This window comes from Flavobacterium tegetincola DSM 22377, assembly GCF_000425485.1.
In the GTDB taxonomy this organism is placed as follows: Bacteria; Bacteroidota; Bacteroidia; order Flavobacteriales; family Flavobacteriaceae; genus Flavobacterium; species Flavobacterium tegetincola.
Map to the genome: position 1 here is coordinate 1 of NZ_AUDN01000027.1, position 19,010 is coordinate 19,010.

Annotated in this window: 19 protein-coding genes; 13 read left to right on the plus strand and 6 right to left on the minus strand. The window is 35.7% G+C overall.

Features of this window, described 5'->3' with window-relative positions; translation table 11 throughout:
- Window positions 1-792: 792 nt before the first annotated feature.
- Complete coding sequence (locus H602_RS0107960; protein WP_026977538.1) at window positions 793-1,494, minus strand: hypothetical protein; 702 nt, start codon at window positions 1,492-1,494, stop codon at window positions 793-795.
- Window positions 1,495-1,707: 213 nt separating this feature from the next.
- Complete coding sequence (locus H602_RS20205; protein ID WP_026977539.1) at window positions 1,708-1,899, minus strand: hypothetical protein; 192 nt, start codon at window positions 1,897-1,899, stop codon at window positions 1,708-1,710.
- Window positions 1,900-2,189: 290 nt separating this feature from the next.
- Here H602_RS20205 and H602_RS0107970 point away from each other — a divergent pair, with 290 nt between their 5' ends.
- Window positions 2,190-2,864 (plus strand): peroxiredoxin-like family protein, encoded by a 675-nt coding sequence (locus H602_RS0107970; RefSeq protein WP_026977540.1) that lies wholly within the window; start codon window positions 2,190-2,192, stop codon window positions 2,862-2,864.
- A 219-nt stretch (window positions 2,865-3,083) separates the two neighbouring features.
- Here the strand turns inward: H602_RS0107970 and H602_RS0107975 are convergent, their stop codons facing one another.
- Entirely contained in the window at window positions 3,084-5,060 is a 1,977-nt protein-coding gene (locus H602_RS0107975; protein WP_026977541.1) for an endonuclease, read from the minus strand.
- A gap of 213 nt (window positions 5,061-5,273) precedes the next feature.
- Between H602_RS0107975 and udk the strand changes: the two genes are divergently transcribed.
- From udk to scpA, 7 genes are all read left to right on the plus strand, one after another.
- Window positions 5,274-5,882 carry a uridine kinase gene (gene udk, locus H602_RS0107980; RefSeq protein ID WP_026977542.1) on the plus strand — a complete coding sequence of 203 codons (609 nt, stop codon included), beginning with the start codon at window positions 5,274-5,276 and terminating at the stop codon, window positions 5,880-5,882.
- Window positions 5,883-6,011: 129 nt separating this feature from the next.
- Window positions 6,012-6,341, plus strand: coding sequence for an FtsB family cell division protein (locus H602_RS0107985; protein WP_026977543.1), 330 nt, complete (start codon window positions 6,012-6,014; stop codon window positions 6,339-6,341).
- Window positions 6,342-6,406: 65 nt separating this feature from the next.
- Window positions 6,407-7,768, plus strand: a complete 1,362-nt coding sequence (locus H602_RS0107990; RefSeq protein WP_026977544.1) for a methylmalonyl-CoA mutase subunit beta — start codon at window positions 6,407-6,409, stop codon at window positions 7,766-7,768.
- A gap of 25 nt (window positions 7,769-7,793) precedes the next feature.
- Window positions 7,794-8,030, plus strand: a complete 237-nt coding sequence (locus H602_RS0107995; RefSeq protein ID WP_026977545.1) for a hypothetical protein — start codon at window positions 7,794-7,796, stop codon at window positions 8,028-8,030.
- A complete protein-coding gene (locus tag H602_RS0108000) occupies window positions 8,020-8,310 on the plus strand; it encodes a type II toxin-antitoxin system RelE/ParE family toxin (protein WP_026977546.1) in 291 nt (96 codons plus the stop codon). The genes H602_RS0107995 and H602_RS0108000 overlap by 11 nt, the downstream gene beginning before the upstream one ends.
- A 145-nt stretch (window positions 8,311-8,455) precedes the next feature.
- Window positions 8,456-8,833 (plus strand): DUF1016 N-terminal domain-containing protein, encoded by a 378-nt coding sequence (locus H602_RS0108005; protein ID WP_026977547.1) that lies wholly within the window; start codon window positions 8,456-8,458, stop codon window positions 8,831-8,833.
- A 10-nt stretch (window positions 8,834-8,843) separates the two neighbouring features.
- Window positions 8,844-10,979 (plus strand): methylmalonyl-CoA mutase, encoded by a 2,136-nt coding sequence (gene scpA, locus H602_RS0108010; RefSeq protein WP_026977548.1) that lies wholly within the window; start codon window positions 8,844-8,846, stop codon window positions 10,977-10,979.
- A gap of 281 nt (window positions 10,980-11,260) precedes the next feature.
- Here the strand turns inward: scpA and H602_RS0108015 are convergent, their stop codons facing one another.
- The 3 genes from H602_RS0108015 to H602_RS18405 all read right to left on the minus strand — a co-directional run bounded on the left by H602_RS0108015 (window position 11,261) and on the right by H602_RS18405 (window position 14,785).
- Window positions 11,261-11,758: a DUF6646 family protein gene (locus tag H602_RS0108015; RefSeq protein WP_026977549.1), complete on the minus strand. Its 498-nt coding sequence runs from the start codon at window positions 11,756-11,758 to the stop codon at window positions 11,261-11,263.
- Window positions 11,759-12,066: 308 nt separating this feature from the next.
- Window positions 12,067-14,163 (minus strand): tetratricopeptide repeat-containing sensor histidine kinase, encoded by a 2,097-nt coding sequence (locus H602_RS0108020; protein ID WP_026977550.1) that lies wholly within the window; start codon window positions 14,161-14,163, stop codon window positions 12,067-12,069.
- 142 nt (window positions 14,164-14,305) lie between these two features.
- On the minus strand, window positions 14,306-14,785 hold the full coding sequence (locus tag H602_RS18405) for a hypothetical protein (RefSeq protein ID WP_157504978.1): 480 nt from the start codon (window positions 14,783-14,785) through the stop codon (window positions 14,306-14,308).
- 223 nt (window positions 14,786-15,008) lie between these two features.
- On the opposite strand from H602_RS18405, the gene H602_RS0108030 reads away from it, so the two are divergent.
- The 5 genes from H602_RS0108030 to dapB all read left to right on the plus strand — a co-directional run bounded on the left by H602_RS0108030 (window position 15,009) and on the right by dapB (window position 18,991).
- A complete protein-coding gene (locus tag H602_RS0108030) occupies window positions 15,009-15,890 on the plus strand; it encodes an SDR family oxidoreductase (protein ID WP_026977551.1) in 882 nt (293 codons plus the stop codon).
- A 144-nt stretch (window positions 15,891-16,034) separates the two neighbouring features.
- Complete coding sequence (locus H602_RS0108035; RefSeq protein ID WP_026977552.1) at window positions 16,035-16,799, plus strand: ParA family protein; 765 nt, start codon at window positions 16,035-16,037, stop codon at window positions 16,797-16,799.
- Between the two features lie 8 nt (window positions 16,800-16,807).
- Window positions 16,808-17,707: a ParB/RepB/Spo0J family partition protein gene (locus H602_RS0108040; RefSeq protein ID WP_026977553.1), complete on the plus strand. Its 900-nt coding sequence runs from the start codon at window positions 16,808-16,810 to the stop codon at window positions 17,705-17,707.
- Complete coding sequence (locus H602_RS0108045) at window positions 17,707-18,267, plus strand: DUF5683 domain-containing protein (protein WP_084404225.1); 561 nt, start codon at window positions 17,707-17,709, stop codon at window positions 18,265-18,267. Before H602_RS0108040 ends, H602_RS0108045 begins: the two co-directional genes overlap by 1 nt.
- 19 nt (window positions 18,268-18,286) lie before the next feature.
- Window positions 18,287-18,991, plus strand: coding sequence for a 4-hydroxy-tetrahydrodipicolinate reductase (gene dapB, locus H602_RS0108050; protein ID WP_026977555.1), 705 nt, complete (start codon window positions 18,287-18,289; stop codon window positions 18,989-18,991).
- The last annotated feature ends 19 nt before the right edge of the window (window positions 18,992-19,010 follow it).

Consider the following 19,010-nt stretch of genomic DNA (forward strand, 5'->3'; position numbering starts at 1 on the left):
TTTACCTTACTCTTTTTTTCTTTGTCTTATCTTGCGATAAGACGGCTGTCAATTCAATATGTCTATGAACGTGTCATTCTTGTTTCTCGTCTCGTGTCTCACTTTTAGTGTTTCTCGAAGCGGGTGCAAAAGTACATCCTTTGTTTTAATCTGGCAAGCTTTTTTTGAAGTTTTTTTAAAAACTTTCGTTCCTAATTTCTCTTCTCATAACCTACTCAATCTCTCAATGAACTTATTCTCTTGCGGAGTGCAAAGATAACTTCTTTTTTAACTCTGACAAGCTTTTTTGAAAATATTTTTTAAGCTTATTTTCTCCAAACCTTAATCCTCATTATTCTTATGAACTTAGCCTCTTAGCGGGTGCAAAACTAATACTTATTTTCTTATCCCGCAAATTTATTTTAGATTATTTCTAACCCTCTTCGCTTTGATAAAAACCAGTATTTCATATGAACTTCGCCGTTGTTGCGGGTGCAAAAGTAACACTTCTTTTCACTTAAACAAGCAGCTTTGTAAAGTAATTGTAAAGTATTTTTTAAGTCGCTTTATTTGTGCGGGTTGCATTTCGTTTTTTTTTCGTAATGCACGAACATTTGAAATGAATGTTTGGATTTAGTATCCCTTATCACAGCTAGACATGCAAATTACAGTCTGAAACTATTTAAAATTAACCTTAAAATGCCAGAAGAGCATCTGACCGCTCATCATCTCTACTACACCTTTACATGTACCGCCAATTGTCTTGTCGATATTCATTACCACCTTGTCACCTTTTGCCGCTGCAACAATAATTCAACAGATAAGTAACAAACGTTTTTCGCCGGACTTTTCTTTGGGTGCACGGTGGATGCAGGGCAGCACAGGACATTCTGGATAATCTATCGCTAATTTCCAAATTTGTCCTACATCAAACTGCATCACACAAGCATCATCAATCAATTTGTAATGCAAATCAAAAAAGTATTCACTCAGAAAGCCTTCAAATTCTTGGCCTTCCTCCTCCTGATAAAGACTTTTTAGCTCGGAACGAATCTCGGGAATTAAAATTTTTTGCTTTGCTTGTTCATTTGACACTATTTCGCTCGTTGCTCCATAATAAGTACATAGATACGTATCGGTGGGTACTGTTGCACGGTCTACATGAAAAGAATATACATCCGTTGTAAAAAAAGTATCTTCTTTATCACGCTCGTAATTTTGTATTATATTAAGGACTGGAGCTGCTCCATACTCTTCAAACATTTTCAAGTCGTTTAAAAGCACTTGTCGCGCCACTATACCTTTTTCACTTAGTTCCAGATCTAAAAGTTCTTCGACTTGAATGATTTTAATAGTATCATTACACTCAATCTTATTTACAATTTCAGCAAAATCACCCTCTAATATTCGATCCCAACACATCGCATTAATAGTACCAGCAAATTTATTGCTCACTAATTCTTCAAAACTAGCAACTTGTTGAATTTGCCTCTCCAAATGAACACTGTTTTTCATAGTATATATAATAGGTATGTATTTTACATTCAAAAGTAACTAATGCCATCAAATAAAAAAATAACAATGCATCTTAATTCATCACTCATTGAACGGCACTAAACAATTTCCCATTCAAATCTTAAAAGACTGAAACTTAAAACGGGATATATTCTTAATACCTTACAACCAACTACTTAAATCAACCTCTATTCCACAATTCCAAATCACAAGCTACAACAAGATGACATTAGCCAAATCACACCCGACTTCCAGCAAACTAATATCAACCTCTAAAAGATCTATTTTAAAGTATAAAACTTTAGTTGAACCTAAATAGGTATCGAAGCCATAAATTTTACTGTAGGATACTTTATCATTATTTCTTGTACAACCTTCAATAGAGACGACCTCATCAGCTTTCATATCTATCACGAAAAATTTAAGTTTCAGATAAAACTTCAAAAATCTATTTTAATAAGTAATTGATTCTTGACAAGCACCTCTATTTACGCTAAAGAAAGAAAGCATTTAAATACCTTCAATTCTTCCTAAAGTTAAATAAACCAAAAACATTCTACTAAGTATATTAACATCTTTAATTTTGCTGATCTCAACGTGATTAAACATCTGAGTTTGCTTGGCAAATCAACTTAAATTGCGCATTTCACGTTATAAAAATATAACTAATAGAAACCAATAAAACAGCAACCACTATGAAGACAGAACACACAGATCAGGCTCAACGGCCACTGCAGGAAGAATTAAACAATCGTAAAACGGATTTTGAAAAGAAAGCTCCTGAAGACAAGAAGAAAATTTATGCAGAAGGACTTCAAGCTTTAGCAGAAAGTGACCTCATTAAAAACGCATTGCAGGTAGGCGATATTGCCGTTAATTTTACGCTTAAAAATGCAGCCGGGAAAAACATCACATTATATGATGCATTAAAAAATGGTACCGTAATCCTAATGTGGTACCGCGGCGGATGGTGTCCTTATTGCAACATGACGCTCCATCATATGCAAAAGGCATTGCCCGATTTTAAAAAAAATGGTGCAAGTTTATTAGCACTAACGCCCGAAGTTCCGGATAATTCGATTTCAACAAAGGAAAAGAACGAACTTGAATTTGAAGTACTGAGCGATTTGGACAATACAGTTGCCAGAAAATACAATGTGGTTTTTAAATTAACAGACGATGTAGCGGCAAGCTATGAAGCTTCTTTTGGTTTGAGTTCATACAATGGCAATAAAAATGCAGAACTTCCTCTGGCTGCTACTTATATTATAGGTCAAGACAAAATTATTAAATATGCTTTTTTAGATATAGATTATCGCAATAGAGCGGAACCAAAAGATTTAATTCGTTTTCTTAAGGAAATGAAATAATAGTAGTTATACATAAATACTGATGATATAGCTTTTTAAAAAACTATCGACATAAAAAATGGGGCACTAAGCCCCATTTTCTTTACAATTAAGTTATCAATATTATAACCTTTGAATATCATCTGAATGTCCTTGCAAACACATTATATTATTTCATGGTAATTTTAGTTCAACTTTAAGTACTAAAGTATAAATTACGCACCTACTCTAGCGTCTGTACTACTTCACCATCAATTTCTTTACTACAACGCTTTCGCTACTACTGATTTTAGCAAAATAAATTCCCGTAGGCAAATCAATGTTGATTTTTTGATTCGTACCAAATTCCGTTTGCAAAACCACTTGGCCTGCCATATTAACCAATTCTAAGTTCCCGTTCATCTCTTTCCCAGAAATGATAAAATAGTTGGACGCTGGATTGGGATAAACCACAAGTTCTAAAGCTACATTACTTGCATTTGAAAGACTCGAAAACCAAGTCTGACCTGAATTTGCACCCCAAATATAACTGGCCAATTCCGGATAATCAATAAATGGGTTCCGATTGACTTGCCAAGTGTAAATATAATTATTGCGATTCATTTCAAAATCATCTGCTGGATCTTGCGTATTCCAAGTTAGTAAAGTCGCTAAATCTCCCAACTGTCCCACCGTGGAATCTGCCGGATTGCCATTGACTACGTCCAAACCATTATAACGAATACTCATATAGAAAACTGCTCGAGCTACATCACCTTTCCAACTTCCTGCATTTCCTGTAAAACCATTGTAATCATCCAATCCAAAATCCCTGTTGTTACGCGAACTATTTTCGGTAGCATCTTCAGCACGTAAATGATGTGCATCCGCATGACCGTGCACCAAAACGTCGGCACTTGTAGCTTCCCAAATATTAATTCCGTCCGGCACTTCCGAAGTTCCATTGGCATATCCGCCTCGAGATTGAGGATAAATATGTTCTCTGTTCCACTTCCCTACTCCATTACCTGTAGTTTGAATAAGCAATTTTGAACGAGGAATTTCTTTATACATCAACCATACTTCATTTCCGTTGAGTGGATTTTGATCTGCCGTTTGCAAAATCGTATTGATATCACCATAATTATGTGCATGAACTACCGCCGGATTTGCAATAATATCTTGGATAGCTTGTCTTAAAATCGTGCCTGACTTTCCCTCCAAAGAAGCATAATATCCAGATGGAGCCGTAGAGTTTACTATGCCAAACGTCGGATTTAATGGTGTTCCATAAGCTGCAACAAAATAATCATTGTCAATAATTTCAACCTTTAAATTGTCGTTCATACGAACAAAACCGCTTGGCAAGGTGCCAAATTTGATCTTCATTACCTCATCTCCTTCATCAATCGCATCGTCTAATATTGTGATAGCTGTAGTAAATGTAGTTTGTCCTTGCGCTATAAACACAGACAAATTCCCAGTAAAATCAGCTGTATTAAAACTCCCGTTATTTAAGGAAAAGGAAAAGTTTAAATCTGTAGCAACTGGATTCTGAGTTGTAAAAGTTATCGGAATTACTGCTCCTTCATCATACTGCGATGCTGGAACAGAAATGGTAATACCGTTAAATACAATTCCAGTTCCATCATTTGGCACACCTGGGGTTGGAAATTTGGTTTCATACGTTCCATCATTCTTTCTCTGAATCGATTCCGTTGTTTGCAGACCATTTTCATTTTCATTGTATTGCACCGTTAATCCTAGAAGCGCCATCAGTTCAACAGCATCTGCATCAGAAGTATCATACGCTAGTGCATGCACTAAATTTGTAGTTGTAGCCAGTGTTCCATCCGGAAAATCTTCAAATGTACCGGAATAAATAGCAACAGCATCAGCACCATTTTGTAGTAAATTATCGCCAAAAGTCCGTGCAGGATAAGGAGACACATCATTGGAACCAATTAACACTATTCCATTAGCATCCGTAATCAAACCATCTAAACTCATGGTGTAGTAACTCTTTAAAGATGTAGCAAAACCTGAATTGGGATTTCCATTAAAGCAAACCAAAACATAACCGTCTAACGAAACGTATGGTGCTTGCGTTTTTAACTCTACAAATTCTAAATTATCAATCGATGGCGTATCCGAGTCTATTTCATTAATTACAATAACTTGACTCCATCCTGCAAAACTGCATAAGATGCTCCATATCAATAAGTACTTTTTTATCATTTTATTTAATTTTGGACAAATTTACGTTTTAATTTTACTTTTCAATGTTAAAATAAAAGCACCAAATTGTATCATTAAAAATTTCAATGGAGTAAAATACAGCTTTAGATCATGATGCTATCAATCTGAATCTCCTGAAAACTTTTAATTAGAAACAAAAAATCGTCCCTATAAATTTTCTATTTTTGCACCGTAAAACTTAATGAAAAAATTATGCTGATTATCGGAATTGCTGGAGGAACAGGAAGCGGAAAAACAACCGTCGTACAACAAATCATGAACGAACTTCCACAAGCCGAGGTAGGAATTATTTCGCAAGACTCCTATTATAAGGAAAACAATAACCTATCCTTTGATGAACGTGCATTGATCAATTTTGATCATCCAAGAGCCATAGATTTTGATTTATTACGCGTACATTTAAAAGATTTAAAGGAGGGAAACACCATCAATCAACCCGTTTATTCTTTTGTAACACACAACAGAACCGAAGATACCATCAGCACACATCCGCGAAAAGTAATGATTGTGGAAGGTATTTTAATTCTTGCCAATCCCGAATTACGCGATATGTTTGACATAAAAATTTACGTGCACGCCGACTCAGACGAACGTTTGATCAGACGTTTAAAACGTGATATTGCTGAACGTGGACGCGATATGACTGAGGTTTTAAACCGTTATCAACATACGCTGAAACCCATGCACGAGCAATTTATTGAGCCTACAAAAGCATTTGCCGATATCATTATCCCAAATGACAAATACAATACAGTTGCAATTGATGTAGTTAGAGCGGTAATAAACCAACGTATTTTATAAAAAAATCCCTATTTTTATACTCAAATTTATTTGGAGCTATTTCCAGCTATCCGTTTCAATCTTTACGTCCCGAACACCGGGACATAAAGGATTTCCACTTTTATCTGGGCTATGCAATTCCGTTACACTATGAAAAATCCGCTTAAAAAACTGACCGATAAAAGCCCTGTTCTCAAGTTCTTGAGCAACAAGTATTTTTTAGTTTTAGTGTTTTTCATTATTTGGATGGTTTTCTTAGATACCTATTCCTATCTGGATCACCGCTTTTTAGATAAAGAAATTGACGAACTAGAAACCAATAAAGAATACTATCAAAACGAAATTGACAAGGATAAAAAAAATATTAAAACACTCAAAAATCCACACCAGATTGAGAAATATGCCCGAGAAAAGTACTACATGAAGAAGGACAATGAAGACATTTACATTATAGAATACGAAGGAGATACGCTGAAATAGGGTGGACAGATTAGAAGATTAAGAGATAGAAATTGATATTAATTCCGCATTAAAAGAAATATAAAATGGCAGAACAACTTTTTAACGATTTTGAACAAGTAAGTTCTAAACAGTGGAAACAACAAATTCAGTACGACCTTAAAGGTGCCGACTATAACGAAACTTTGGTGTGGGAAAGTCCAGAAGGAATTAAAATCAAACCTTTTTATCATGCCGACGAAACACCCACTCCTTTGTACTCAAGCAATAAGAACGAGTCGTTCAAGATTTGTCAAAACATCTTTGTCTTTGATGTAGAAAAATCAGTAAAACGGAGTTTAGAAACTTTACAACGTGGTGCCGAAAGTTTGCGTTTTACCATTCAAGACAAAACTATTAATATAAATAGTCTGTTAGATTCTTTACCTTTAGAAACTACCGTTGTTTATTTCAACCTTGAGTTTTTAGATTTAAAATTTGTGCAACAACTGAATGAAATTGCCCAAAAAAGAAATGCTACTTTTTATATTCAATTAGACCCAATCCATCAATTGGCAAAAGACGGAAATTGGTTCACCGATTTAAACACCGATTTTGAATTATTAAATGAAATCAAATCTACTTGTACGTCGGTGAGTTTCTTATCCATTGACGGAACTTTATATCAAAATGCTGGTGCTACAATGGTGCAGCAAATTGCTTATATCGCTTCACACGCCACGGAATATTTCAACCGTATTCCTGAATTATCAGGTACTGTTGTTTTAGAAGTAGCCGTAGGTTCGCATTACTTTTTTGAAATTGCAAAAATACGTGCGTTGAGATTGGTACTTGAATCTATTGCTGGAGAATTTAACCCAGACCTGAAATTCCATATCTTAACAACGCCTTCCAAGAGAAATAAAACACTTTACGATTATAATGTAAACATGCTTCGTACCACTACGGAATGCATGAGTGCTATTTTAGGAGAAAGCGATGCAGTGAGTAATTTGCCTTACGACGTTTTGTACCACAAGGAAAATGAATTTGGCGACCGTATTTCCCGCAACCAACTTTTGGTTTTGAAACATGAAAGTTATTTTGACAAAGTCAACAATCCTGCTGATGGAGCGTATTATATTGAAAACTTAACCCAGCAAATGGCAGAGAAAGCTTTACTGCTTTTCAAAGAAATTGAAGCTGCCGGTGGTTTTATCACACAATTAATCGAAGGAACAATTCAAAAGAAGATTCAAGAAAGTGCTGCAAAAGAGCAAGACTTATTTGATTCAGGTAAGGAAGTTTTACTAGGAACCAACAAATACCCCAATAAAGACGACCGAATGAGTCACGACTTGGAGTTGTTTCCTTTTGTGAAATCTAAACCACGAAAAACATTGATTACACCAATCATTGAAAAACGTTTGGCTGAAAAAATCGAGAAAGAACGTTTGGATAATGAATAAGTTATAACTTTAGCAAAAAATAACTATGGAAGCGATTAGACAAATAGTAAAAGTTAAAAACAATAAAATCAGCATCACTTTACCTGAAAATTTCAGCGATGAGGAAGTGGAAGTCATTATATTATCAAAAAAAGATGATGACTATACTATTCCGCAATGGCAGATGGACCAAGTTGCAGAGCGGAGTAAGCGATACCATAAAAACCCTGAAAATGTTACCGACATTGATGATTTTTTGAAGGAAATCGATAATGATTTATAAAATTGTAATCGTTGACGAAGCCAAAGCTGACTATAGAAAGTCATTGGAGTGGTACAAAGATATTAATCCTGAATTAGCGAAGAAATTTAATTTATCCTTCAAGAAAAGTTTAGCATTACTAAAAGAGAATCCACTACACTTTCAAATTCGGTATGCTGATGTTAGAACATTATTGATTGATACATTTCCTTATTTAATTCACTTTACTGTTTACGAAAAATTAGTAGTTATTACAGCCATTTACCACATATCAAGAGACAGCAAACTTAACCTCTTTTAATTCTATAATTTTAAAAAGGACATACAACATATCACATTAAGAAATTTCAAATGTCAAAATCCAAATCGAAAAGTTTTCTAAAATCGAAATGAAGAAAAAATGACTAGTTGAAAATTTTAAAAAAGAACGTTTAGATAATGAGCAAATGAATTTACATTTTTCAGAATATCAAGATTTCGTAATTGAGATAAAAAAGCAAATCGCTAGTTCTCAACAAAAAGCAGCTTTATCAGTCAATAAAGAACTGATCTTGCTTTACTGGAATATTGGTAAAATGATTTTTGAAAATCAATCTTTATTAGACGGTAGAAACAACTTTATCGATCAGTTGGCTAAAGATATCAAATCTGATTTTCCATTTTCTTCTGGTTTTTCTAGAACTAACTTATTCAACATAAGAAGATTCTATAATTTTTATGGTGATCTTTCAGTCCAACAGGCTGTTGGACTGAAAGAAACTTTTTTAATCCAACAGCCTTTTATAAAAGCATCCCTACTGTCGATGAATTCGAACAGATTTTAAATAAAAAAATATGAGAAAAGACATACAACATATCACATTAAAAAAACAGTCTGTAAAAGAATACAATTCAACTGAACCTACTTCTTTTCTTACCGCTGAAAACATAGAAGTAAAATCACATTACACTAAAGACGACGCTGAAAATTTAGAACACGTAGGTTTTGCAGCTGGAATTGCACCTAATTTACGTGGTCCTTACTCCACGATGTTTGTGCGTCGTCCTTGGACGATTAGGCAATACGCGGGATTTTCAACGGCTCAAGAAAGTAATGCTTTTTACCGTAGAAATTTAGCCGCAGGGCAAAAAGGATTGTCCATTGCTTTTGATTTACCAACACACAGAGGTTATGATTCCGACCACGAACGTGTGGTAGGTGATGTAGGAAAAGCAGGTGTTGCCATTGACTCTGTGGAAGATATGAAGGTTTTGTTTGACCAAATTCCGCTGGATGAAATGTCGGTTTCTATGACGATGAACGGTGCGGTTTTACCTATTATGGCGTTTTATATCGTAGCTGCTGAAGAACAAGGTGTGGCTCATAAATTACTTTCGGGAACGATTCAGAATGACATCTTGAAGGAGTTTATGGTTCGGAATACCTACATCTACCCGCCTGCTCCATCGATGAAAATCATTGCAGATATTTTTGAATATACGAGCAAGAACATGCCTAAATTCAATTCGATATCTATTTCAGGGTACCACATGCAAGAAGCAGGTGCTACTGCCGATATTGAATTGGCTTACACGTTAGCAGACGGTTTGGAATACATCCGAACAGGTCTAGCAACAGGAATGAAAATAGATGAATTTGCACCGCGACTTTCCTTTTTCTGGGCTATTGGAATGAATCATTTCATGGAAATTGCCAAGATGAGAGCCGGTAGAATGCTTTGGGCAAAAATTGTAAAGCAATTCAACCCGAAAGACGAGAAATCATTGGCTTTGCGAACGCATTGTCAAACTTCGGGGTGGAGTTTAACGGAACAAGACCCTTTTAATAATGTAGCGCGAACCACTATTGAAGCGGCAGCGGCAGCTTTTGGCGGAACGCAATCTTTGCATACCAATGCCTTGGACGAAGCGATTGCTTTACCTACCGATTTCTCTGCTCGAATTGCTAGAAATACCCAAATATATTTACAAGAAGAAACCAAAATAACCAAGACCGTAGACCCTTGGGCTGGCAGTTATTATGTGGAACAATTGACGCACGAAATTGCGCAAAGTGCTTGGAAACTCATCGAAGAAGTGGAAGAGTTGGGCGGAATGACCAAAGCCATCGAATCAGGGATTCCGAAGTTGCGTATTGAAGAAGCAGCGGCTAGAAAGCAAGCGCGAATAGACAGCAATCAAGATGTGATTGTTGGGATTAACCAATACCGACTAGCAAAGGAAGACCCGTTGCATATCCTAGATGTAGACAACCAAATGGTTCGCAAGCAACAACTGGAAAGTTTGGCTTCGATTAAAGCTTCTCGCGATAATGAGGCGGTGAAACAAAACCTCGAAGCACTTACGGCTTGTGCCAAAACGGGTGAAGGAAACTTATTAGAATTAGCCGTTATTGCAGCACGAAACCGAGCAACACTGGGCGAAATTAGTGATGCATTAGAAACTGTTTTCGGAAGATATAAAGCACAAATTAAATCGTTTAGTGGCGTGTATAGTAAAGAAATCAAGAACAACGAAAGTTTTGAATTGGCGAAACAAAAAGCAAATGAATTTGCCGAATTAGAAGGCAGACGCCCTCGAATTATGATTGCCAAAATGGGTCAAGACGGTCACGACCGTGGAGCAAAAGTAGTTGCCACAGGTTATGCCGATGTAGGTTTTGACGTAGATATAGGTCCGCTTTTTCAAACACCTGCCGAAGCTGCCAAACAAGCTGTGGAGAATGATGTGCATATTTTAGGCGTTTCTTCTTTAGCGGCTGGACACAAAACATTGGTGCCGCAAGTGATTGAGGAATTAAAGAAATACGGTCGCGAAGATATTATGGTTATCGTAGGTGGTGTGATTCCTGCTCAAGATTACCAGTATTTGTTTGATGCCGGTGCGGTTGCTGTTTTTGGTCCTGGTACTAAAATTAGTGAAGCAGCAATTAAAATATTGGATGTTTTGATTGATGGATTTAAGGAGTAGTTTCCAGTGTTCAGTTTTTAGTTATCCGTTTAAATTGTTGTGTTCCGATGAAGTTTATTGTACAAACGAAAAGTAGATAATTGAATATTTAGTTTTATATAAAAAGAAGTTTAGTTACCCATTTGGAAACTAAACTTCTTTTTTGTTTTGTATCTCGAAATAATAGACTCCTGCGGAGTGACAAATATTGGGGAAGATCTTTGGAACGATTAGTATCACTATGCAAAAAAAATCACCTTGTGGTGATTTTTTTATAAATAGCTGTCGAATCCAAATGTAATTTACAAATTAAACGATGCACCAAAATGAAACATAAATTGGTTGTTGAAATGCTCAAAACCCGTAACATTTTGATCATAGCGTGCTAGCGGTGCTGAAGCCTCTGCATATAAGCCAAAACCATCAGTAAAGAAATATCTAACACCCAAATGTCCACCAAAATTTCGTGTTCCTAAATCCAATCCAGGATATACATCTACTTTAGATGGCAATCCCAATACATTTCCAATGTTGGCATTAAATCGTACTTTTACATCTGCACGATCTTCAAAACTAGCAGCGTAACCAGGACGATCATTCACATTTAAAACGTAAGTTGCCAAAAATCCAAAAGACATGTTCTCGCCTAATCCAAAATCCAGCGTAGACGTGATTCCAGTACCACTGTCTTGTAAATTTAAACCCACTTGAAATTTTAAGTCGCCTTTACCTTCATAAGCTTGTGCTTGCGAAAATTGTACGGCTGCAAATAAAAGTGAGAATAGAATTATTTTTTTCATAATAATAGGAATTATTTTTATTTACAAAGATAAGATTTAGTTATTCTTTTTTATCGAAAATCTCATTGTTAAAACAAAACTTTAATTTTCAATAACGTTAGAAAAAAATAACCTTCATTCAAAATCTATTAGTGAAGCTTCAGAACATCGTTAAATAACTGATCTGCTATGTAGAAAAGTTTGCAGCGCCTTTTTAATTTACTAACTGCATTTTGCTACATCAATAGTTCATGCTTCAGTTTCTTTTTTAAAGTAATTCGATTTACATTTTAAACCAATAAAGATGCTTCAGATTAAAAACAATAAAATTAGAAATCAGCTTTTGGTATTTCAATATAGAACGTAGTACCAACACCTAGAGTACTTTCAAACCAAATTTTACCTTTATTTTGCTCCACCATATCCTTGCATAAAACAAGTCCGATGTGATGGCCTTGCTCACCCGATGTCCCTTGGCTCGTAGAATGGTCTAATTGAAAAATTTTAAGTTGATCTTCAGGTGTAATTCCAATTCCTGTATCTTCTATGGAAATTAAAACCGATTGTGCCGTTGTTTTGAAATTTACAGTTATGGTATCTCCAGCTGCACAAAACTTTATACTGTTGCACATTAAATTCCTCAATACCACATTAATCATATTTTTGTCCGCAAAAGCGTAAGCCGTATGGTCTAAATTATTGTATACCAACAACTGTTTTTCAAGGAGTTGCGGACTCAGGATTTCCAATGTCCTGCTTAACATGGGTTGAATCTGGAACGATTCAGCATTTACCATCATTCCTTCCAACTGACTTTTAGACCATTCTAATAAATTATCTAGAAAATCTGCGGTATCATATGTAGACTTCTGCAATTTTTTTAGTAAATCATCCATTTGATCTTTCGTTAATTGACCGCTAAAATAGGTGTTAAAAAGCATTTTAAGCGTTGCAATTGGGCTGCGCAAATCATGAGAAACTACGGAGAAAAATTTATTTTTTACGGAATTGATGCGTTCTAAATCCAGCTTTTGACTTGTAATCAATTCATTTTGAACCACTAGTTCTTCATTAAGGTTTTCCAACTCATTAATAATTGTACTTATCTCCTTTTTCTGCGATTCTAAAACCTGATTGACACGATTTTTTTGCTGAATTTTACGAAAGTAAAGCACCAATAATATTACCACTATTAAGAGTAGAAGTGAGATGATGTAAATGGCTTTTTTGTATTCTAGATTTTTATCAGTAATAACTTGATTGATGCTTTCTAAGGAGTTATTTTCGTTACGAAGTCGTTTAAAATCCGCATATATAAAATCCTTCTTAACTTTTTCACGATTTAGACTGTCATTAGTCACGCCTAATTCTGTTTGATAATCAAAAGCTTTTTTATAATTACCCAATTCCTTTTCAATAAACACCAGTCGCTCTAAGGATACAGCCGTAATACCCCAAGATTTTAATTCCATTGCTTTTTTATAGGCCGACTCTGCATTTTGCTTTGCAGCGGCAATATCATTTTGCTTCAATAACACGTTTGTAAGCGTGTTAAGTGAGATGGTCTCTTGGTACTTATTATTTAAGGCTTGATTATTGGCAATTGCAATTTCCAATACTTTTTTTGCCTCATCCAATTTGCCTTTTTTCAAATACAATTCACCCAAACCATAATTGGCCAATGCAATACCGTTAACATCGCCTAATTTTTCACGAATTGCTAAACTTTTACTGTAAAATTCATAAGCTTCCTCATCTTTATCCAATTCGCGGCTTGAATTGCCTAAGATAAAATATCCGTATGCAATTCCAGCTTGGTCATTCATTTTTTGATAACTTTTTAAGGCTTGCAAAAAATAGGATTCTGCAATTTTATACTCAAATAAATCAAAATATAAAGAACCTAAATTAATGTAAGTTTGATTTAGCCCTCTTTTATTATTGGTTTTCTTAAAAATTTTAAGTGCCAATTCATAGTTTTTAATTGCAGATTTCGGATCGTCAAGTCGGTCAAATGTATAGCCGATTCCTACGTAAGCACGCGCTTCTTCACTTTCCACGCCCAAATCTTTAGCCATGGTTAGCCCCTTGCTAAAATAATACATTGAACTATCATAATTGGTTTTAATACCGTGAACCATTGCCATATCTAAGTACGCCAGCGGAATAATGGAGTCAATATTATGTTTTACTGCAATATTGTACATTTGCTTAGCATACACATATTTTTTATCTGGATCAACGGCAGTCAACGATTGCGAAAGCAACCGTAAAGTAGGAATTTTAGCAACTTCTGATTTTTGCGCAGCCAAGACAATAAGTAAACTGTCTATTTTTTTAGTTTGCGCAAATGAAGGTGCAACAGCAATGAGAATCCAAATTGCTAGTAGAATTTTGTGAGGCAAAGAAGTAAAGTTACTCGGCATATATATGAAATTAATTATCGTACGCCCTAACTTTCTCAGCATTAACAATCAGTAAAAGATACCAATCATTTGTAGGACAATTTTAAACAGTACAAATATTGCAAAAAAAATCCCGATTGCTGACAATCGGGATGGTTTTTTATTACAATTTTCGTAATTTCTGCTCTGCTTTATCTAATTTTTCATTCAATTTTAACGCTTTACTCTGATGATCGAGCATCTTTTCGCTCCATTTTAGTTCGTCCTTATCAGTGAGTTTGCCTTTTCTTTTCAGCTTTTCGTACTTATCTTGACTTTTGATCAAATTCTTTTGCTCTTTGGCTACATTATCCTTAGCTTTTTTGACATCTTTTTCCAAACTAGCTTTCTTAGCCGCTGCTTTTTGAGCTTTTTTCAACTCTTTCTCTGCAGAACGTTGTGCTTTCTCTGCTTTTTTCTGCGCTTTTTCTGCAGATTTAACGGCTTTCTCCTGCTCTTTCTGCAGTTTCTGTTGTTCTTTTTCCAATTTTTGCTGAGCAGCCACATTTGTAGTTTTAATTGCTACCGAATCAACAGTAATTTCCTGTGCTAAAGCAATTTGCATGCTAAAAAAGCAACATGCGATATAAAACAATGTTTTCATGTTTTTAGGTTTTAAAATTATTGCAACAAAGGTAGTTGTACTTCTCTGGTAATTTACAATTTTTGAGAGAAAATTACGGTAGCATTAGCATTTCTTTTACGATAATTTGCTTAAATTTCCCAATCAAATACTTATACATGCAGATTTAAAGCATAGAGTACCTTTAAAATCTGAAAATAAAGTATTTTTAAACATTCTTAAGTACAAAACTCAAATCAACACTATGGATTTTACAAAAAAAATGCTTCGCGATGACGCGTTATCAGATAAAGTAATTGTAGTAACAGGCGGCGGTAGCGGCTTGGGCAAAGCAATGACGAGATATTTTATGGAATTAGGTGCTAAAGTAGCCATCACCTCTCGTGATTTAGAAAAATTACAAAAAACGGCTGCCGAACTAGAAGAGGAGACGGGCGGAGTCTGTTTGCCACTTCAATGCGACGTTCGTTTTTACGACCAAGTAGAATCCATGCTAGCGGAAACTCTAAAGAAATTTGGGAAAGTGGATGTTTTACTCAATAACGCAGCTGGAAATTTTATAGCGCCAACGGAACGCCTTTCGGCAAATGCATTTGACACTATTATAGACATCGTTTTAAAAGGCTCTAAAAATTGCACATTGGCATTTGGAAAACATTGGATTGACAGCAAACAAGAAAGCTCTACGATACTTAACATCGTTACTACCTATGCGTGGACGGGTTCTGCATATGTGGTTCCAAGTGCAACTGCAAAAGCGGGAGTTCTTGCCATGACCAGAAGTTTGGCTGTAGAATGGGCAAAATACGGCATTCGTTCCAACGCAATTGCTCCAGGTCCGTTTCCAACTAAGGGAGCTTGGGACCGATTGCTTCCTGGCGATTTAGCTGAGAAATTTGACATGGCCAAAAAGGTTCCGTTGAAAAGAGTAGGCGATCATCAAGAATTAGCCAATCTCGCCGCCTATTTAGTCTCTGATTTTTCAGCTTACATTAATGGTGAAGTGGTCACTATTGACGGTGGGGAATGGCTCAAAGGTGCTGGTCAATTCAATTTACTAGAAGCAATTCCAGAGGAAATGTGGGACCAACTCGAAGCGATGATCAAAGCAAAGAAAAACAAATAGAAGCGTTTTTTCTGTGAGATGTACTAAAAAAGAGCCATTGCTGTCAATATGAGTACTAAAATGGCGCTTGGCCTTTTGTTGATAAATAGATTTCTTAAAACCATAAATAATCGTATTTTTACGCTTCAAAATTCTATACTATAAATGGGTAAAATAATAGCGATTGCCAATCAAAAAGGCGGTGTTGGAAAAACAACAACATCAGTCAATTTAGCAGCGTCTTTGGGTGTTTTAGAGAAAAAAGTACTACTTATTGATGCTGATCCTCAAGCCAATGCGAGTTCGGGTTTGGGAATTGATATTGAAACCATTGAAATTGGAACGTATCAAATAATCGAACACAGTCATACACCAAGAGAAGCGATCATCACCTGTTCGGCACCCAATGTGGATATCATACCCGCCCATATTGATCTTGTTGCCATAGAAATTGAATTGGTAGACAAAGAAAATCGCGAGTACATGTTGAAGGAAGCTTTGGCGTCCATCAAAGAGGAATATGATTACATCATCATTGATTGTGCGCCATCATTAGGTTTGCTAACATTAAACGCATTGACAGCGGCAGATTCTGTTGTGATTCCAATTCAGTGTGAATATTTTGCTTTAGAAGGTTTAGGAAAATTATTGAATACTATTAAAAGTGTACAGAAAATCCATAATCCAGATTTAGACATTGAAGGTTTATTACTTACGATGTTTGATTCTCGTTTGCGACTATCAAATCAAGTGGTGGAAGAGGTTCAAAAACACTTTAATGATATGGTTTTTGACACCATCATTCAGCGAAATGTAAAGTTAAGTGAAGCACCAAGTTTTGGCGAAAGCATCATTAACTTTGATGCTACTAGTAAAGGAGCAGCCAATTATTTAAGTTTGGCAAACGAAATCATTAAGAAAAATACGTAGTTCATTTCATGGCAAAAGCGATAAAAAAACAAGCACTAGGACGCGGTTTATCCGCATTATTAAAAGATCCGGAGAACGATATTAAATCGGTTGAAGATAAAAATGCAGATAAAGTTGTAGGTAACATTATTGAGTTGGAATTGGATGCCATAGAAATCAATCCGTTTCAGCCAAGAAGTAATTTCAACGAAGAGTCGTTGCGCGAATTGGCAATTTCCATTAAAGAACTAGGTGTTATTCAACCTATTACCGTTCGTAAGATGGAATTCAATAAATTCCAACTGATTTCTGGAGAGCGTCGTTTGCGTGCTTCAAAATTAGCCGGTTTAAAAGTAGTTCCCGCCTATATTCGAATTGCAAACGATAACGAGTCGCTTATTATGGCCTTGGTGGAAAACATCCAGCGTCACGATTTAGATCCCATTGAAATTGCACTTTCCTACCAGAGATTGATTGACGAAATTCAGTTGACCCAAGAGCAAATGAGTGATCGCGTGGGAAAAAAGCGTTCAACCATCACCAATTACCTTCGATTATTAAAGTTAGATCCAATTATTCAAACTGGAATACGCGATGGTTTTATATCCATGGGACACGGACGTGCAATTATTAGTATTGAAGATTTAGACATTCAAACCGATATTTACCAAAAAATTCTAAGCGAAAACTTATCCGTTCGTGAAACCGAAACTTTAGTTAAAAATCACCAAGAAAGCTTAAAGCCTAAGGCGGCTACAAAAGCTAAAACGACCGGTTTTGAATTAGAAGAAACTGACAAGAAAGCGATTACTTCTTATTTTGGAACTAAAGTAGACGTTAAAGTAGCTGGTAATGGAAAAGGTAAAATAACCATTCCGTTTCATTCAGAAGAGGATTTTAAACGCATCCTTAAATTAATTGAAAATTAGTGAAAGCGATATCATTCATATTATTTTTCATCTTAAGTTTCGGTATTTCCGCAACTTATGCACAAGTACAATCAAATGATTTACAAATTGTTGCGGATTCAATAGTTAAAACTTCCATCAATCCACTTGCTCCTGCACGAGCGGCGTTTTATTCTGCCATCGTTCCTGGTTTGGGTCAAGCCTATAACAAACGCTATTGGAAAATTCCAATAGTTTATGGTGCTATTGGAACAGGAATTTACTTTTACTCGACCAATAACTCAGAATACCACCGGTACCGCGATGCCTATAAGCAACGATTAAAGGGACTGGATGATGAGTTTAAAGGACAATATAATGATGCTACTCTAATTAGTGCACAACGTACTTTTCAACGAAATCGTGATTTATCGCTGATCGTAACCATCGGATTGTATGTTTTAAATATTGTGGATGCTAATGTTGACGCCCATCTAAAACAATTTAATGTTAGTGATGATTTATCTTTTCGTCCTGAAATTTACCCTAGTGATTTCAGTCAACAGCAAAATTTAGGTTTAACAATGACGTATCGTTTTTAACGATTTACAATAAATTTCTATGAAAATAGCACTTTTAGGTTATGGGAAAATGGGACAAGTTATTGAGCGCATCGCTATTGAACGCGGACATGAAATTGTCTTAAAAAAATCCAGAACTGCTTCCTTTGAGGGTCTAGAAAAAGCTGATGTCGCCATTGATTTCAGTATTCCCGATGCTGCAGTCGGTAATATTTCTGCCTGTTTTAACCATGGAATTCCTGTAATTTCGGGAACAACAGGTTGGCTGGAACAGTATCCACAAATGACCAAGCTTTGCGACGAAAGGAAAGGTGCTTTTATCTACGCATCTAATTTTAGTTTAGGAGTAAACATCTTCTTTGAATTGAATGATTATTTGGCAAGAATGATGTCTCAATTCACGCAGTACACCACTTCTATAGAGGAAATTCATCACACTCAGAAATTAGATGCTCCAAGTGGCACAGCAATAACTCTGGCAGACCAAATTATACATAATTCTGATTATTCGAGTTGGGCTTTGGACGAAGCTAAAAATGTGGACGAACTAGTAATTAAGGCCGAACGCATTCCAAATGTATCTGGAACGCATATTATTTCGTACCAATCTGAAATTGATACTATACAAATTAAGCACGAAGCACACAGCCGAGAGGGTTTTGCTTTAGGAGCTGTAGTTGCTGCCGAATGGATTTTCGGCAAAAAAGGTGTCTTCAGTATGAAAGATGTTTTGAATTTAAAATAAATTAGCACCAAATTAACGG

What these genes read in the sequence shown, in the direction of transcription:
- H602_RS0108040 (WP_026977553.1), top strand. Translation starts at nt 16,808, where the DNA reads ATGGCAAAAGCGATAAAAAAACAAGCACTAGGACGCGGTTTATCCGCA.
- scpA (WP_026977548.1), top strand. Translation starts at nt 8,844, where the DNA reads ATGAGAAAAGACATACAACATATCACATTAAAAAAACAGTCTGTAAAA.
- H602_RS0108005 (WP_026977547.1), top strand. Translation starts at nt 8,456, where the DNA reads ATGAATTTACATTTTTCAGAATATCAAGATTTCGTAATTGAGATAAAA.
- H602_RS0107975 (WP_026977541.1), bottom strand. Translation starts at nt 5,060, where the DNA reads ATGATAAAAAAGTACTTATTGATATGGAGCATCTTATGCAGTTTTGCA.
- udk (WP_026977542.1), top strand. Translation starts at nt 5,274, where the DNA reads ATGCTGATTATCGGAATTGCTGGAGGAACAGGAAGCGGAAAAACAACC.
- H602_RS0108015 (WP_026977549.1), bottom strand. Translation starts at nt 11,758, where the DNA reads ATGAAAAAAATAATTCTATTCTCACTTTTATTTGCAGCCGTACAATTT.
- H602_RS0107990 (WP_026977544.1), top strand. Translation starts at nt 6,407, where the DNA reads ATGGCAGAACAACTTTTTAACGATTTTGAACAAGTAAGTTCTAAACAG.
- H602_RS0107985 (WP_026977543.1), top strand. Translation starts at nt 6,012, where the DNA reads ATGAAAAATCCGCTTAAAAAACTGACCGATAAAAGCCCTGTTCTCAAG.
- H602_RS0107970 (WP_026977540.1), top strand. Translation starts at nt 2,190, where the DNA reads ATGAAGACAGAACACACAGATCAGGCTCAACGGCCACTGCAGGAAGAA.
- H602_RS20205 (WP_026977539.1), bottom strand. Translation starts at nt 1,899, where the DNA reads ATGAAAGCTGATGAGGTCGTCTCTATTGAAGGTTGTACAAGAAATAAT.
- dapB (WP_026977555.1), top strand. Translation starts at nt 18,287, where the DNA reads ATGAAAATAGCACTTTTAGGTTATGGGAAAATGGGACAAGTTATTGAG.
- H602_RS0107995 (WP_026977545.1), top strand. Translation starts at nt 7,794, where the DNA reads ATGGAAGCGATTAGACAAATAGTAAAAGTTAAAAACAATAAAATCAGC.
- H602_RS0108035 (WP_026977552.1), top strand. Translation starts at nt 16,035, where the DNA reads ATGGGTAAAATAATAGCGATTGCCAATCAAAAAGGCGGTGTTGGAAAA.
- H602_RS0108000 (WP_026977546.1), top strand. Translation starts at nt 8,020, where the DNA reads ATGATTTATAAAATTGTAATCGTTGACGAAGCCAAAGCTGACTATAGA.
- H602_RS0108030 (WP_026977551.1), top strand. Translation starts at nt 15,009, where the DNA reads ATGGATTTTACAAAAAAAATGCTTCGCGATGACGCGTTATCAGATAAA.
- H602_RS0107960 (WP_026977538.1), bottom strand. Translation starts at nt 1,494, where the DNA reads ATGAAAAACAGTGTTCATTTGGAGAGGCAAATTCAACAAGTTGCTAGT.
- H602_RS0108020 (WP_026977550.1), bottom strand. Translation starts at nt 14,163, where the DNA reads ATGCCGAGTAACTTTACTTCTTTGCCTCACAAAATTCTACTAGCAATT.
- H602_RS18405 (WP_157504978.1), bottom strand. Translation starts at nt 14,785, where the DNA reads ATGAAAACATTGTTTTATATCGCATGTTGCTTTTTTAGCATGCAAATT.